The organism is Nocardia sp. NPDC052566 (assembly GCF_044547285.1).
Lineage (GTDB): Bacteria > Actinomycetota > Actinomycetes > Mycobacteriales > Mycobacteriaceae > Nocardia.
Window position 1 is genome coordinate 213,371 of the sequence record NZ_JBIUAF010000008.1, and the last position, 13,222, is coordinate 226,592.

Below are 13,222 nucleotides of genomic sequence, written 5' to 3' on the forward strand. Positions count from 1 at the left end.
GAGGACGCAATGCCGCGCACACCGGCGAAACTCGACGAACTCGACCTCGCCATCCTCACCGCCATGCACGAGTTCCAGAAGGCGGGGATTCTCGAGCTGTCGCGCCGGACCAGAGTCGCCAGGGCCACCGTGCAGTCACGGATCGGCCGGATGGAGGAATCGGGGGTGATCGCCTCCTACGATCCGCACATCGATGTCACCGCAGCGGGTTTCGACGTGCAGGCGTTTGTCACGCTGGAGATCGCGCAGGGCGCGCTCGATCTCGTCGCGGCCGAACTCGACGCCATCCCAGGCGTGCTGGAGGCGTACGCGACCACCGGATCGGGCGATGTGCTGTGCCGGATCGGCGCCGACTCGCACGCCGGGCTGCAGGCGGTGCTGTTGAGCATCGACCGGACCAACTCGGTGGTGCGCTCACACAGCGTGATCGTGCTGTCCACGGTGATCTCGCATCGCACGCTGCCGCTGCTGCGCACGCTCGCGCCGACCGGAACCAGCAAAGCCCCGGCATACCGCGAGGTCCGCGAGGGCTGATCGAGTCGAGCGGGCGGGCGGCGCACCGCTACGCTCTCGGCGGATACGGGAATCTCCGCCTGGTTCGCGCCGTTGCGGCGGCCAGGCGGTCGTTCGTGTGCCGCTGTTATCGAGATCTGTTGTGAGTGAGCGTCAGCAAGTTGAACCATAAGACGACCGTCGAACCAAGCCCCCATGCCCGCGCCACCTGGGCCGAGCTCTTCTTCGATCTGGTGCTGGTCTTCGCGGTCACCCAGACCGCCCAGGTGCTCGGCCACCACACCTCCCTCGCGACGCTGGGCGAGGCGCTCGTGCTGCTCGCCCCGCTGTGGTGGGGCTGGGTCGGGGTGACCGTGCTGGTGAACACCGTCGAGGAGACGAACGCGCAGCGGCTCGTGCTGTTCGGCGCCGGGCTGTGCATCTTCTTGATGGCGGTGGCCGCGCCCGCGGCACTGGACGAACCACGTGGCGCGGCAATGATTTTCGCGGCAGCGCATTTTGTGTTGCGGATCATCCTGCTTGTCGCGGTGATCCGCACGCACGCCTTCGAGACGTCGATCAACCCGATGAGCGTCAGCATGGTCACCTCGACGGTGATCCTGCTGAGCGCGCCGCTGCCCGCGCAGCCCAGGATCTGGGTGTGGGCCGCCGCGATCGTCGTGCAGCTCGGTGCGCCGCTGATGTACGGAAGGGCGGTGCGCGACAGGAAGATCGGGGTATCGCATCTGTCGGAGCGCTTCGGGCTGTTCATCATCATCGCGCTGGGCGAGTCGGTGGTCGACGCGGGCGCACAGGCGTCGGCGGCGGGGCTCACCCCCGAGGTGGTGCTCGCGCTGGTACTGGCATTCGCCGTCGGGGCCGGATTGTGGTGGATCTACTTCAATTTCAGCTCGAAGGTGATCGAGCACGCGCTCGCGACGCTGCCCTCGCCCGGCCTGATCGTGCGAGATGTGTTGAGCTACGGGCATTTGGTGCTGGTGGCCGCACTGGTTGCGGTGGCCGTCGGGCTCGGGCATACGGTCGCCGATCCGGGGCACACCGCGCACGGTGTCGCCGCGACCTTGGCGCCCGGTGGCGCCGCGCTGTTCGTCGGCACGTTCATCTTCACTCGATGGCGCACCGTCGGCGCGCCTTCGATGACCCGGGTGGTCAGCACGACGGCGCTCATCGCGGTCGCGGCCGTTGCCACCTGGTTGCCCGCCATCGTGGTCGTGGCGCTGACCACCGCGATTCTGGTGGCGCTGAACCTCTATGAGCACTGGCTGCTGAGCAAGGGGCACGCGGTGCCCGAGTTCCGGATTCGCCGCCGCACTCCGCGCATTGCCTAGTGCCGCGTCCAGATAGCCTCTGAGGTAATCGAGATCCGTCGAGCGCAGTCGTATGGCCCTCGATTACGGCGTGTCGCAGGGCCATACGACTGCGCTCGGCAAACGAGCCGGAGCGCTAGGAGCGAGGGCGGTCATCCGGCGGCCGAGATCAGCCGACGGCCACCGCGTTACGGGCGGAGATCGGCGTCCACGTCGAGGATTTCGACGCTGGGTTTCAGGTCGACCTCCAGGAAAGCCAGCAGCGCATGCGCTTCCGCGTCGACCTCGGCGCGTTCCGCCGCGGTCCACGGGCGCAGCGGACTGATGCGCAGGCGGGCGACGCCCTTCTCCGGGAAGAGTTTGTACAACCCGGCCACGTAGCCGTCGACCAGGATCGGGGACACCGCGGCGGCGAACCGGCGCAGCGGCTGGCCCACCGGTTCCGGCACGATCCTGGTCCGATCCTGGTGGGAGAGCACGGCATTGTCGTACCAGCCGAGCATCCGCACCGGGGCCGGACGCTCCGGATCGGCCAGCTCGCCGTCGGCGAGGTCGTAGAGGGTGCGGCCGCGTTCGTCGGTGTAGGTGCGCAGCCGGTCGCCGAGTTCGGCCACCGCGTGCTTGATGCCGGTCAGCTTGGACCAGGTCTGCATATCCATGGTGCTCGCCGGGCCGAACGCGCGCAGGTAGCGAACGATCAACTCCGCCAGCGGATACGACGGATCGAGCGGTGCGCCGAGCCACGGCTCGACCCGCGACCAGATCGGCCTGCTGTTGTCCTTCCACTTACCGCGCGGCGGGGTCTGCAACACCGGCAGCTGATACAGCCAGGTCTGTAGTACCGCACCGGCGTCGCGGTCCGGATACAAGGCAGCGGCTACCGCACGCAGGTCCGCCGCCGACATCGGCTCGTCGCCCAGCGCCGCCTCGCCGCGCTCGCGCACCTCGTCGGGATCGAGCCCGACCATCGCGCCGTAGTTGAAACCCTTTCGAAAGGGCACCTTTTCGAGCTCCGGTTGGATGTGCGGAGCGATCCGCAGCGCATCCGGCGGGGTAACCAGGTGAATCGTGCCGCGCATCAGGGTGATTCGGACCAGCGAGCGATCCTCCAGACCCGCCGAGACCACCGCGGGATCGAAATCGACTGTGCGGCTCCACAAGGCAATGAACGGCGGTGGCGAGTCCTGCGCCTGCAAGCCGACGAGGTGATCACACATCTCGTGCGCGGTCAGCGACGAACGCTCCAGCAAGTGCTGGCGGTCGAGCAGGGTCCGATTCAGCACCCGATTGGAGAGCTTCATGATTCCATCACCGTACCGGCATAGCCCACATTCCGATGTCCCGCGCACCGACCGCGCCGCCGCGCACGAATTCCGGCGATAAACCGTGCGCGGCGCGCTGATTCATGCGCGGCTCCCGTCAACTCAGCGGAGCGTCACGACGACTTTGCCGGTGGCCGTGCGGTTTTCCAGCGATGCCACCGCCTCGGCGGCCTTCTCGAGTGGGTACAGCACCGGATCCGGCGGGGCGATCTTGCCGGAGGCGAGCAGCGGTTCCACCTCGGCCCACTGCTCGGTCAGGTAACCGGGATGGGTCATCACCCATTCGCCCCAGGCCGCGCCGGTGACCTCGACGTTCTTGAGCAACAGGCGATTCACCTTGACCGTGGGAATCTCCCCCGCGGTGAAGCCGACCACGAGCAGCCTGCCCGCCGACGCCAGCGAACGGATGCTGTCGGTGAACCGGTCGCCACCGACGGGATCGAGCACGATATCCACGCCGCGACCGCCGGTGAGTTCCTTGACCGCGTCCAGCCAGCCGTCGGTGCGCACCACATCGGTGGCGCCGTTGGCGCGCGCCACCTCGGCCTTCGCCTCGGTGCTCACCACCGCGATCACCCGGCCCGCGCCGAGCGCCGCCGCCATCCGCAGCGTGGAGGTGCCGATACCGCCCGCGGCGCCGTGCACGAGCACGGTTTCGCCGTCGGCGAGCCTGCCGCGATTGCGCAGGCAGAAGTGCACGGTGAGGTCGTTGAACAGCACACCGGCGCCCGCCTCCAGCGAGACATTGTCCGGCAGCTTGAACACCATCTGCGCGGGCGCCACCGCCACCTCGGCCATGGCGTTACCGAGCAGCGTCAGCGCGACCACCCGATCGCCGGGCCGCACGTGCGCGTCCGCAGGCGCCGAGCGCACCACGCCGGCGATCTCGCCGCCGACGACGAACGGCAGCTGCGGCTTCATCTGGTACAGCCCGCGGGTCATCAGCACATCGGGGAAGGCGACGCCCGCCGCGTGCACATCGATGACCACGCCGCCGGGGTAGGCGTCCGGTTCCGGAATGTCGACGATCTCGACCGACTCCGGCCCCTCCAGCTTGCTGACCTGAGCTGCGCGCATATGCCGACCTCTCTGTCCTCTCGACAGCGCCGTCATCGCCGACGACACCTGGATCAACCTATCCGCGCGCACGCGCCGTGCTCAACAGCTGCGAGTCACGAATCGGGCCGATCCCGGTCAGCGGTACGCGAACTCGAGCATCGGCTCGTTGGAGACGACGGCGCCGCCCTGCACGATTATCAGGGCGCGCGACGAGATCCGGTACTCCGTGCCGTCTTTCGGATTGGTCGCGGTGAATCCGCCGTTGCCCGTCGGCACCGGATCGTCGAGCTCGATCCCGTTGCCGTTGCTGACCGCCAGCCCCTTGTAGTAGAACCGGCCGACGCCGGTCTGGCACACCACGAAGCGGGAGCGCCCGGTCCGGCCGATGGTCACCGCGGGATTGGTGGAGTTGCACCGCGGTCCTGCGGTGAAGCCCTGGCCGTCGCTGCCTGCGACCGTGCCGACCAGCGGCGGCGTGGTGACGGGCTGCGGCGTGGTCACCGGTGTCGTCGGCGGTGTGCCGCCGGTCGACGTATCCGGCGTCGACGTCGGCGCTGTACTCCCCGCCGAAGGCGCGGTGGTTGGCCCGGTCGAGGTGGTAGTCGTGCCGCCGTCCCTACCGGACAGCAGCAGCCACGCGATGATCGCGCCGGCCAGCAGCACCACCGCCGCGCCGAGCGCGCCGGTCAGCAGCGGCGCCATGCCACCACCACGGCGTCCGCCGCCGCCCTGCGGCAGCGGCGGCGGGATGGGCAGCGGCGCCGAGGGATGGGTGTGCAGCGGTTCGAATCGGGTCGGCGGCAGCTGTTGCGGCTGCGAGAGCTGATGCGGCTGCGACAGGTGCTGGGTTTGCGGCGGCCGACCGGCCTGCGGAAGTTGCTGCGGGTGGCGCTGCGGCGCCGAGATCTCGGCCACCGGCGTGACCGCCGTTTCCGGCGCGGGCCTGCCCACCGGTGCCATCCGGGCGCCCGCCTGCGGGACATGGGCCAGCGCCGCGCGCGCGGCGTAGGCGAGTTCGCCCGCGGTGCGGTGACGTTGCCGCGGGTCCTTCGCCATGCCGCGGGCGATCACCTGATCGAAACCGGCGAGCGCGGGCGATACCGCGCTCGGCCGCGGCGGCGGCGCCATCTGATGCGACCGGATCGCCACCAGAAAACTGTTGGCGGGGAACGGCACCCTGCCGGTCAGGCATTCGTAGAGCACGCAGCTCAGCGAGTAGATGTCGACGGCGCCGGTCGCGGCGACGTTCTCGAAACGCTCCGGCGCCATATAGGCGAACGAGCCGACCGCGCTGCCGGTGACGGTCAGCTGCACATCCGATTCGGAGTGCGCGATACCGAAGTCGACCAGGTAGGCGAACGGCCCCTTGGTCAGCAAGATGTTGGCAGGCTTGACATCCCGGTGCACCAGCCCGGCCTCGTGCGCGGCATCCAGCGCGGCGGCCATCTGCTCGACGATCGTCACCGCGAGCGCGGGCGGCAGCGGCCCCTGCTCCTGCAACCGCTCCTTGAGATCGTGGCCCTGCACCAGGCGCATATCGATATAGAGGACGCCGTCGATATCGCCCCAGTCGTGCACCGGAATGACATGCGGCTCTTGCAATCTCGCCGCCGCGAACGACTCACGCCGAAACCGCTCGACGTATACCGGGTCCCGTGCCAGCTCGAGATCGAGCAGCTTCAGCGCTACGGTGCGCCCCTTGCTCGTGTCATAGGCCTCGTAGACCTCCCCCATCCCGCCGACGCCGAGCAGTCTGCGCAGTTCGTACTGCCCGAAACGGGACCCCTCCCTAGATCCTGTGCCCACGCGCTCAGGCTACGCGAAAATGTCGCCGTTGAGACATGCCGCCGGGTACAGGTGACTCGACGCGAGTGTGTGACCCACGCCCCGTAAAGTCGTGTCACAACAGCACCGCATGAAGAAACGCAGCACTACCGTGCAGCGCGAGGAGCACCAGTGTCACTCGATCAGCCACTCGCCCCGCTTCCCCAGGAGGGCACGGGCTTTGCTTCGGCGTGGCCCATCCGGGCTGGCGATGTGGATCCGTACAACCGGTTGCGGTTCGACGCCATCGCCCGCTACCTGCAGGACATCGCCTGGGAGCAACTGCATCAGACCTTCCTGCACCGCAGCGATCCGAGCTGGATCGTCCGGCGCACCGTCATCGATGTCATCCGGCCGATCATGTGGCCCGACGAGGTGCGGTTGCTGCGCTGGTGCTCGAGCATGTCGACCCGCTGGACGAATATGCGGGTGCGAATCACCAGCGGCAACGGCGGATTGATCGAGACCGAGGGCTTCTGGATCAATATCAGCGAGTCCAACAACCGGCCGGCCAGGATCAGCGACGAGGGCCTGGCCTACCTGGCGCAGACCACCCAGGAGCACCGGCTGCGCTGGCGGGCCTACCTCACCGATCCCGCACCGCCGGAATCCGATACCGATCTGCCGTTCCCGGTGCGCGCCACCGATATCGACCAGTACAACCACGTCAACAACGCCTGTTACTGGCAGGCGGTGGAACAGTTCCTCGTCGAATATCCGAAGCTGCTCGGCGGTCCGCACCGCGCGGTCATCGAGTACGTTGCGCCGGTGTACGCGCGCCAGCACGTCACCGTGCGCAGCCGGTACGAGCCGGGCGACGTGACCGGGCATCCGGTGCTGCGGCTGTGGTTCGTGGTCGGCGGCACCACGACGACGGTCGTGCGGATCATGCCGCTGCCGACGAACTGACCGGCGCCGGAACCCAGGTCGCGTCACCTGGGCCCAGCGCTTCGCGTCAACCCCGCGCGGCCTTCAGCAGGTCTTCGCGGGTGGTGAACTTGACCCGCGGCCTGCCCGCGGGCTTGCCCGCCGCCTTCTCCGCCTGATCGATCGCCTTCCAGCCCTCGCGGTCGACCAGATCCGCCTGGCGCTGGCCGAGCAGCGTTTTCAGCGCGGCCCGATCGCCGAGCGGCGCGGCCAGTTTGCCGGTGCCGAAGTCGGCGATGAGCTGCTCGACGGTCTCCTCGGAATCGATACGGTTGGTGCCGATCACCCCGCGCGGGCCGCGCTTGATCCAGCCGCTGACGTACACGCCGGGCAGCGGCGTGCCGTCCGCGCCGAGCACGCGACCGTGTTCGTTGGGGACGACGCCGCGCCGCTCGTCGAAGGGCAGATCCGCGACCGGTTCGCCGCGGTAGCCGATCGACCTGAGCACCAGCGAGGCGTCGAGGCGATCGGTGCGGTCGGTCGGGCGCGCCACCAATTGGCCGTTCTCGTCGGCCAATTCGTTGTGCGCGAATTCGATCGCCTCGACCTTGCCGTCACCGAGTAGCGCCGTCGGCGAGGCCAGGTAGCGGAAGATGATCCGCTTGTTGGCCGGATCGCGCTTGCCCGCCGCGTACTCCTTGGCGAGGGTGTACTTGAGCTGCAGCGACGGCTCGACATCCGGATCGTCGAGCAGCTCCTGGCTCGCCGGATCGAGTGCCAGCTCGGCCTCGTCGACGATGATGTCGACGCCCTTCAGGTGGGTCAGCGCCAGGAACTCCGGCGAGGTGTAGGCCGCCTGCAGCGGGCCGCGCCTGCCGAGCACGACCACCTCGCGAATGTTGCTGCGGCGCAGCGCATCCAGGGCGTGGTCGGCGATATCGGTCTTGGCGAGTTCGTCCGGGCGCACGGTCAGCACCCTGGCCACGTCGAGCGCGACATTGCCGTTGCCGACGATCACCGCGCGTTCACCGGACAGATCGAACTGGCGGTCCGCGTAATCGGGATGGCCGTTGTACCAGGCGACGAACTCGGTGGCCGAATGGCTGCCCGGCAGATCCTCGCCAGGCACGCCGAGGCGCCGGTCGGTGGACGCGCCGACCGCGTAGAGCACCGCGTGGTGATGCGCGAGCAGCTCCTCGTGCGAGATGTGCTTGCCCACCTCGACATTGAGGTAGTACTGCAGCGTCTCCCTGCGGAACGCCGATTCGAACAGGCTGGAGACCGTCTTGGTGCCCGGGTGATCCGGCGCGACGCCCGCACGCACCAGCCCCCACGGCGTCGGCAGCCGATCGAACATCTCCACCTCGACATCGCAGCGGCGCAGCAGCTCATCGGCCGCGTAGCAGGCCGCCGGTCCCGCGCCGACGATCGCGACCCGCAGCGTGCCGAGCTCCTTCGGCGGCCGGGCAGGCGTGATGATCGGATCGAAGTTCGATTCCAGCGGATGCCGCTGGAAGTAGGCCGCGTTGATATCGCGGAATCTCGCGAGCGATGCGGTCAGGTCGTCCTCGGAGAAGATGGCCTCGACCGGGCACGCGTCGACGCAGGCCCCGCAGTCGATACAGGTGTCGGGGTCGATGTAGAGCATCTCGGTCGTCGCGAACTCCGGCTGGTCCGGGGTGGGACGGATGCAATCGACCGGGCACTCGGTGACGCAGCTGGCATCGTTGCAACAACGCTGCGTGATTACGTAGGCCATATTGTGCAGATCCTCGAAAAGGGTACGTGGGCTGTAGCGACCCAGGGGTTCCCGCGGGGCTGGTTGCGGGGCGTCCGGGTTGTGACGCCGCTTTCAGTTTGCCTCGAGTGTGGCCGAGGCAACCGATTCGGCAGGCCTTAACGTATGTCCCATGGTGCGGACCTTGATCCTCATGCGGCACGGCAAGTCGGCCTATCCCGACGGCGTCGGCGATCACGAGCGCCCGCTGGCGCCGCGCGGTCAGCGCGAGGCCGGACTGGCCGGGCAGTGGCTGCGGGAGACGCAGCCGCCGATCGACGCGGTGCGCTGCTCCACCGCGACCCGCACCAGGCAGACGCTGGCCGCCACCGCGATTTCCGCGCCGGTGGTCTACGAATCCTCGATCTACGAGGCGTCACCGAGCGCGCTGATCGAGCTGGTCCAGCTCAGCGACGACGACGTATCGACGCTGCTCGTGGTCGGCCACGCACCCGGGATGCCGTGGACCGCATGGGAACTGGCGGGCAACCGGGACTCGGCGCAGGCCGTCGAGCTCAGCCGCAAGTTCCCCACGTCGGCGCTCGCGGTGCTCGAATTCGACCGGCCGTGGGCCGATATCGATCCGGGCACCGGGGAGTTGGTGCGGTTCCACATCCCTCGGTAGCGCCGTCCGGGTGGCGCCGTCGGCGTCAGCGGCGCTTGACGACAACCACCGCGACGATGCCGTACACGACGAGCAGCAGGAAGGCGGCGAACCCGCCGACCAGCAGCCACACCGCGACGAGCGCGGCAACGAACGGTGCGGCCGCGATGGCGGCGATCACCGGATTTTCCTTCACCGTCGCCAAGGCGGATTGCGCCTTGATCCGGTTCAAGTCCTTACCAGGCATGCCCCCAGGGTAAGACGAATCAGGCGCGCATGCCCGGACACAGTGGGATGCTCGACCGATGGATTGGAAAATCGAACTGGTCGCCATCCCGGTGACCGATGTCGACCGCGCGAAAGCCTTCTACACCGGGATCGGATTCAACGCCGATCACGATCACCGGGTGAACGAGAACCTCCGTTTCGTCCAGCTCACCCCGCCCGGATCCGGCTGTTCCATCTGCATCGGCGATGGCATCACCGATGCGGTGCCAGGCAGCGTCGAGGGCATGCAGATGGTCGTCGCCGACGCCGAAGCGGCCTACCGGGCGCTCGTGGCGGCCGGAGTGGAGGCGACGCCGGTGAAGGATATGGGCTGGGGTCTGTTCACCTTCTTCGCCGATCCCGACGGCAACCGGTGGGCAATTCAGCAACTGCCGAAATACAACTGAATGAGGGCCGATCACCGAGCGAAGAAACAGGTCTGCGAAGCTCCGTGCTGATCGACGTTTCTCTCGTTTAGGTGGTCCCGTGAATATTGCCCGTGTCTCGCACAAATTCGTCGACATCGACGGCGTGCGTGTCTTCTACCGCACGGCAGGGCCGCAGGGCGCGCCGACACTGCTACTCCTGCACGGCTTTCCGTCCGCGTCGCATCAGTACCGGCGGCTGATCGACGCGCTCGGCACCCGCTACCGGGTGATCGCGCCCGACTATCCCGGCTTCGGGCATACGGAGGCGCCCGCGGACTTCACGTACTCCTTCGATGCGCTCGCCGATGTGCTCGACGGGTTCGTCGAGGCGCTCGGGCTGGACCGATTCTTCATGTATGTCTTCGATTTCGGTGGGCCGGTCGGCTTCCGGGTGGCCACGCGCAAGCCGGAACGCATTGCGGGACTGGTGATTCAGAACGCCAACGCCTACACCGAAGGACTGTCGGAGCTCGCACAGCAGGCGATCGCCAACAAGCCGGGCGTGCCCGGCGCCGAGGACGGCGTACGCCAGATCCTCGCGCTGCCCGTGACCCAGGGCCAATACCTCGGCGGCACAACCGATTCCGAGCTCGTCGCACCCGAAGGCTGGGTGCTCGACCAGTACTTCCTCGACAAGCCCGAACGCCAGGATGCGCAGATCGCGCTCGGCTTGGACTACCACACCAATGTCGAGCTGTACCCGGTCTGGCAGCAGTGGCTGCGCGAGCATCGTCCGCCCGCACTGATCATCTGGGGTCGCAACGACATCTTCTTCCCCGAACCGGGCGCCCACGCCTACCTGCGCGATCTCCCCGATGCCGCGCTGCACGTCTTCGATACCGGCCATTTCGCGCTCGAGGAGTTCCTGCCCGACATCGCCCCCCTCATCGCCGAATTCATCGACAAGTTCGGCGAATAGGACAGTGGTGACGGACCTCGGATCAGCCGGGGTCCGTCACTGTGCCTGCCTTGCCGATCACGCGGTGACGCGTGCGCCGCTGGCCACGAGGTGGCGGCGGCGGCTCGGCACCAGCAGGGTCGGGTGCAAGACACTCCAAGCCGCCGCCCCGCAGATGAGCTCCTTGACGCGAGCGCCCATCCGGCCGGTGGTCACCTTGGCGGTCGGCTGATCGTCCGCTGTCACCGCCTGGACGATGGCGTCGCGGCGGCCGAGGCTGATGCACTGTTTGCGGTAGCCGATGGGGGCGTCGGGCACCTCGCGGCCGGTCAGGCGCGCGGCGATGGCGTCGGCGCCGAGCCACGCCATTGGTGAGGCCGTTGCGCAACCCATCCGCAATGCCTTACCGCCGACGCCGATGGCATGCGCGGCATCGCCGAGGGCGTACACATCGGGATGCGAGACCGAGCGCAAGGTGGCGTCGACGACGATCTGCCCGGCATCCGTCACCTCGAGCGTGCTGGCGGCCGCGATCGGATGCACGGCGAAACCGGCTGTCCAAACGGTCATTTGCGCCGCGATCCGCTGACCCGAGCGCGTCTGCACACCATCCTCGGTGACACCCGTGACATCGGCGTGCTCGTGCACGGTGATGCCGAACCGCTCGAACGCACCACGCAGGTAGACCTGGGCCTTCTCGTCGAGCCAGTCGCCGACGCCGCCGCGCGCGGCGATCGCGACCTGGAGGTCCGGCCTGGCCTCTGCGATCTCGGTGGCCGCTTCGATGCTGGTCAGACCGCCGCCGACGATCACAACCGACGCACCGGAACTCAATTCGCTCAAGCGGGCCCGCAGCCGCAGCGCCGCCTGCTTCCCTGCCACGTTGTGGGCGTGCTCCGCGACGCCGGGGACGCCGTAGTCGGCTACGGTGCTGCCGAGTGCGTAGACGAGCGTGTCGTAACCGAGGGTCTCGGCGCCGTTCTCGTCGATGAGGTCGACAGTCTTGCGGTCCGCGTCGACCGCGCTGACCCGCGCGATCCGAAGCCGCACATCCGTTCCCGCGAAGATGTCACGCAGCGGGCGAACGGGCAGATCCTGCCCGCTGGCGAGCTGGTGCATGCGCACCCGCTCGACGAATTCGGGGTCGGCATTGACGAGGGTGATCTCCACGTCGTTCCGGTGCAGCCGCTTGGCGAGGCGCCCTGCGGCGATCGCTCCGGCGTATCCGGCGCCGAGGACAACGATGCGGTGCTTCATGGTCTTGCTCCTGTCTTGGTGGGTTCGCATCCTGAACCGGACAGCGGCGCGAATGCTGACAGCAGCCGACAGTGATGTGGGTCACCAGGATTCGATGAGCGGTTCTCCATGCTCGAAGGCCGCCCACTGACGGTTGGCGCGCTCGAGCTTTTCGGGGTTGACCATGGCGTGCAGCGCGGCGATGCCGTCGGCGGTCACCTCGAACGAGACGACACCGACGACCCGCCCGGCGACGACGAGCACGAGCGCGGGCCTGCCGTTGGCGACCGCGGCGAACATGGCGGGGCTGCCGCCGAACCATGCCCGTTTGACGTCCGTCGGCTTGATGCCGAGGCGCACGAACAGCGCCACCCGCGACGCGCCGACCAGCGGCCTGTTGAGCGTCGGGATGTAGATGCCGCCGTCGCCGATGCTGAAGGCGTCGTCGGTCAGCAGCTCGACCAGCGCCTCGGTCCGGCCGCTCATCGCCGCGGCCAGGAACTCCTCGACGATCCGGCGGGCGGCGGCCTCGTCGACCTCGACGCGCGTCCGATCGGAGGCGAGATGCTGCTTGGCCCGCCGGAAGATCTGCTGGCAGTTCGGCTCGCTGATATCGAGCAGCTCCGCGATCTCGCCGTGCGCGTAGCCGAATGCCTCACGCAGCACGTACACCACGCGCTCCTTGGCCGAGAGCCGCTCCATCAGCGTGAGCATCGCGATCGACACCGACTCACGCTGCTCGACCGTATCGGCGGGCCCGAGCATCCGGTCACCCGCGAACACCGGCTCGGGCAGCCACTGCCCGACATACGTCTCCCGCCGGACCCGCGCCGAGCCGAGCTGATTGAGACACAGATTCGTGAGCACCTTCGTCAGCCAGGCCTCGGGTGTCTCGACATAGCCGCGATCAGCCGACTGCCACCGCAGATACACATCCTGCACCGCGTCCTCGGCATCCCCCGCCGAGCCGAGCAGCCGATAGGCGATCGCCTCCAACCGCCCACGGAAGCCCTCGAACACATCGGCCTCATACGCCATGACCACCATGCCGCCATAGTCGGTCATCCGCCCAGGCCAAGTCCACTCGCCCGGGTGGAAAGCACAATCGGAAGAATGGGGC

At 68.1% G+C, this 13,222-nt stretch carries 13 protein-coding genes; 6 read left to right on the plus strand and 7 right to left on the minus strand.

The annotated features are described in order from the left end of the window. Positions 1 to 9: 9 nt before the first annotated feature. Positions 10 to 534 (plus strand): Lrp/AsnC family transcriptional regulator, encoded by a 525-nt coding sequence (locus tag ACIG5A_RS39250; RefSeq protein ID WP_397250319.1) that lies wholly within the window; start codon positions 10 to 12, stop codon positions 532 to 534. Between the two features lie 140 nt (positions 535 to 674). After that, positions 675 to 1,841, plus strand: coding sequence for a low temperature requirement protein A (locus tag ACIG5A_RS39255; protein ID WP_397249798.1), 1,167 nt, complete (start codon positions 675 to 677; stop codon positions 1,839 to 1,841). 167 nt (positions 1,842 to 2,008) lie between these two features. Here ACIG5A_RS39255 and ACIG5A_RS39260 read toward each other — a convergent pair whose 3' ends face one another. The 3 genes from ACIG5A_RS39260 to ACIG5A_RS39270 form a co-directional block, all read right to left on the minus strand. Continuing rightward, complete coding sequence (locus ACIG5A_RS39260) at positions 2,009 to 3,121, minus strand: winged helix DNA-binding domain-containing protein (RefSeq protein ID WP_397249800.1); 1,113 nt, start codon at positions 3,119 to 3,121, stop codon at positions 2,009 to 2,011. 123 nt (positions 3,122 to 3,244) lie between these two features. Continuing rightward, positions 3,245 to 4,219 (minus strand): NADPH:quinone oxidoreductase family protein, encoded by a 975-nt coding sequence (locus ACIG5A_RS39265; protein WP_397249802.1) that lies wholly within the window; start codon positions 4,217 to 4,219, stop codon positions 3,245 to 3,247. A gap of 117 nt (positions 4,220 to 4,336) precedes the next feature. Further along, on the minus strand, positions 4,337 to 6,007 hold the full coding sequence (locus ACIG5A_RS39270) for a serine/threonine-protein kinase (protein WP_397249804.1): 1,671 nt from the start codon (positions 6,005 to 6,007) through the stop codon (positions 4,337 to 4,339). Positions 6,008 to 6,157: 150 nt separating this feature from the next. Here ACIG5A_RS39270 and ACIG5A_RS39275 point away from each other — a divergent pair, with 150 nt between their 5' ends. Next, positions 6,158 to 6,934 (plus strand): acyl-[acyl-carrier-protein] thioesterase, encoded by a 777-nt coding sequence (locus ACIG5A_RS39275; RefSeq protein WP_397249806.1) that lies wholly within the window; start codon positions 6,158 to 6,160, stop codon positions 6,932 to 6,934. Positions 6,935 to 6,980: 46 nt separating this feature from the next. On the opposite strand, the gene ACIG5A_RS39280 is transcribed toward ACIG5A_RS39275, so the two are convergent. Further along, positions 6,981 to 8,651, minus strand: a complete 1,671-nt coding sequence (locus ACIG5A_RS39280) for an FAD-dependent oxidoreductase (RefSeq protein WP_397249808.1) — start codon at positions 8,649 to 8,651, stop codon at positions 6,981 to 6,983. A 151-nt stretch (positions 8,652 to 8,802) separates the two neighbouring features. On the opposite strand from ACIG5A_RS39280, the gene ACIG5A_RS39285 reads away from it, so the two are divergent. After that, entirely contained in the window at positions 8,803 to 9,294 is a 492-nt protein-coding gene (locus tag ACIG5A_RS39285; RefSeq protein ID WP_397249810.1) for a SixA phosphatase family protein, read from the plus strand. A gap of 25 nt (positions 9,295 to 9,319) precedes the next feature. Here the strand turns inward: ACIG5A_RS39285 and ACIG5A_RS39290 are convergent, their stop codons facing one another. Next, the gene (locus ACIG5A_RS39290) at positions 9,320 to 9,520 is read right to left on the minus strand and encodes a hypothetical protein (protein ID WP_397249812.1); all 201 of its coding nucleotides are present in this window, start codon (positions 9,518 to 9,520) and stop codon (positions 9,320 to 9,322) included. Positions 9,521 to 9,578: 58 nt separating this feature from the next. Between ACIG5A_RS39290 and ACIG5A_RS39295 the strand changes: the two genes are divergently transcribed. Both ACIG5A_RS39295 and ACIG5A_RS39300 read left to right on the plus strand, forming a co-directional pair. Further along, positions 9,579 to 9,947, plus strand: a complete 369-nt coding sequence (locus ACIG5A_RS39295; RefSeq protein WP_397249814.1) for a glyoxalase superfamily protein — start codon at positions 9,579 to 9,581, stop codon at positions 9,945 to 9,947. Positions 9,948 to 10,026: 79 nt separating this feature from the next. Continuing rightward, positions 10,027 to 10,887 carry an alpha/beta fold hydrolase gene (locus ACIG5A_RS39300; protein WP_397249816.1) on the plus strand — a complete coding sequence of 287 codons (861 nt, stop codon included), beginning with the start codon at positions 10,027 to 10,029 and terminating at the stop codon, positions 10,885 to 10,887. Between the two features lie 57 nt (positions 10,888 to 10,944). Here the strand turns inward: ACIG5A_RS39300 and ACIG5A_RS39305 are convergent, their stop codons facing one another. Continuing rightward, positions 10,945 to 12,123, minus strand: a complete 1,179-nt coding sequence (locus tag ACIG5A_RS39305; protein ID WP_397249818.1) for an NAD(P)/FAD-dependent oxidoreductase — start codon at positions 12,121 to 12,123, stop codon at positions 10,945 to 10,947. An 81-nt stretch (positions 12,124 to 12,204) separates the two neighbouring features. Next, positions 12,205 to 13,167, minus strand: coding sequence for an RNA polymerase sigma factor SigJ (gene sigJ, locus ACIG5A_RS39310; protein ID WP_397249820.1), 963 nt, complete (start codon positions 13,165 to 13,167; stop codon positions 12,205 to 12,207). Positions 13,168 to 13,222 lie beyond the last annotated feature (55 nt).

Excerpts from the sequence above, each read along its gene's own strand:
- ACIG5A_RS39285 (WP_397249810.1), top strand. The coding sequence starts at position 8,803 with ATGGTGCGGACCTTGATCCTCATGCGGCACGGCAAGTCGGCCTATCCC.
- ACIG5A_RS39305 (WP_397249818.1), bottom strand. The coding sequence starts at position 12,123 with ATGAAGCACCGCATCGTTGTCCTCGGCGCCGGATACGCCGGAGCGATC.
- ACIG5A_RS39250 (WP_397250319.1), top strand. The coding sequence starts at position 10 with ATGCCGCGCACACCGGCGAAACTCGACGAACTCGACCTCGCCATCCTC.
- ACIG5A_RS39265 (WP_397249802.1), bottom strand. The coding sequence starts at position 4,219 with ATGCGCGCAGCTCAGGTCAGCAAGCTGGAGGGGCCGGAGTCGGTCGAG.
- ACIG5A_RS39295 (WP_397249814.1), top strand. The coding sequence starts at position 9,579 with ATGGATTGGAAAATCGAACTGGTCGCCATCCCGGTGACCGATGTCGAC.
- ACIG5A_RS39280 (WP_397249808.1), bottom strand. The coding sequence starts at position 8,651 with ATGGCCTACGTAATCACGCAGCGTTGTTGCAACGATGCCAGCTGCGTC.
- ACIG5A_RS39290 (WP_397249812.1), bottom strand. The coding sequence starts at position 9,520 with ATGCCTGGTAAGGACTTGAACCGGATCAAGGCGCAATCCGCCTTGGCG.
- sigJ (WP_397249820.1), bottom strand. The coding sequence starts at position 13,167 with ATGACCGACTATGGCGGCATGGTGGTCATGGCGTATGAGGCCGATGTG.
- ACIG5A_RS39260 (WP_397249800.1), bottom strand. The coding sequence starts at position 3,121 with ATGAAGCTCTCCAATCGGGTGCTGAATCGGACCCTGCTCGACCGCCAG.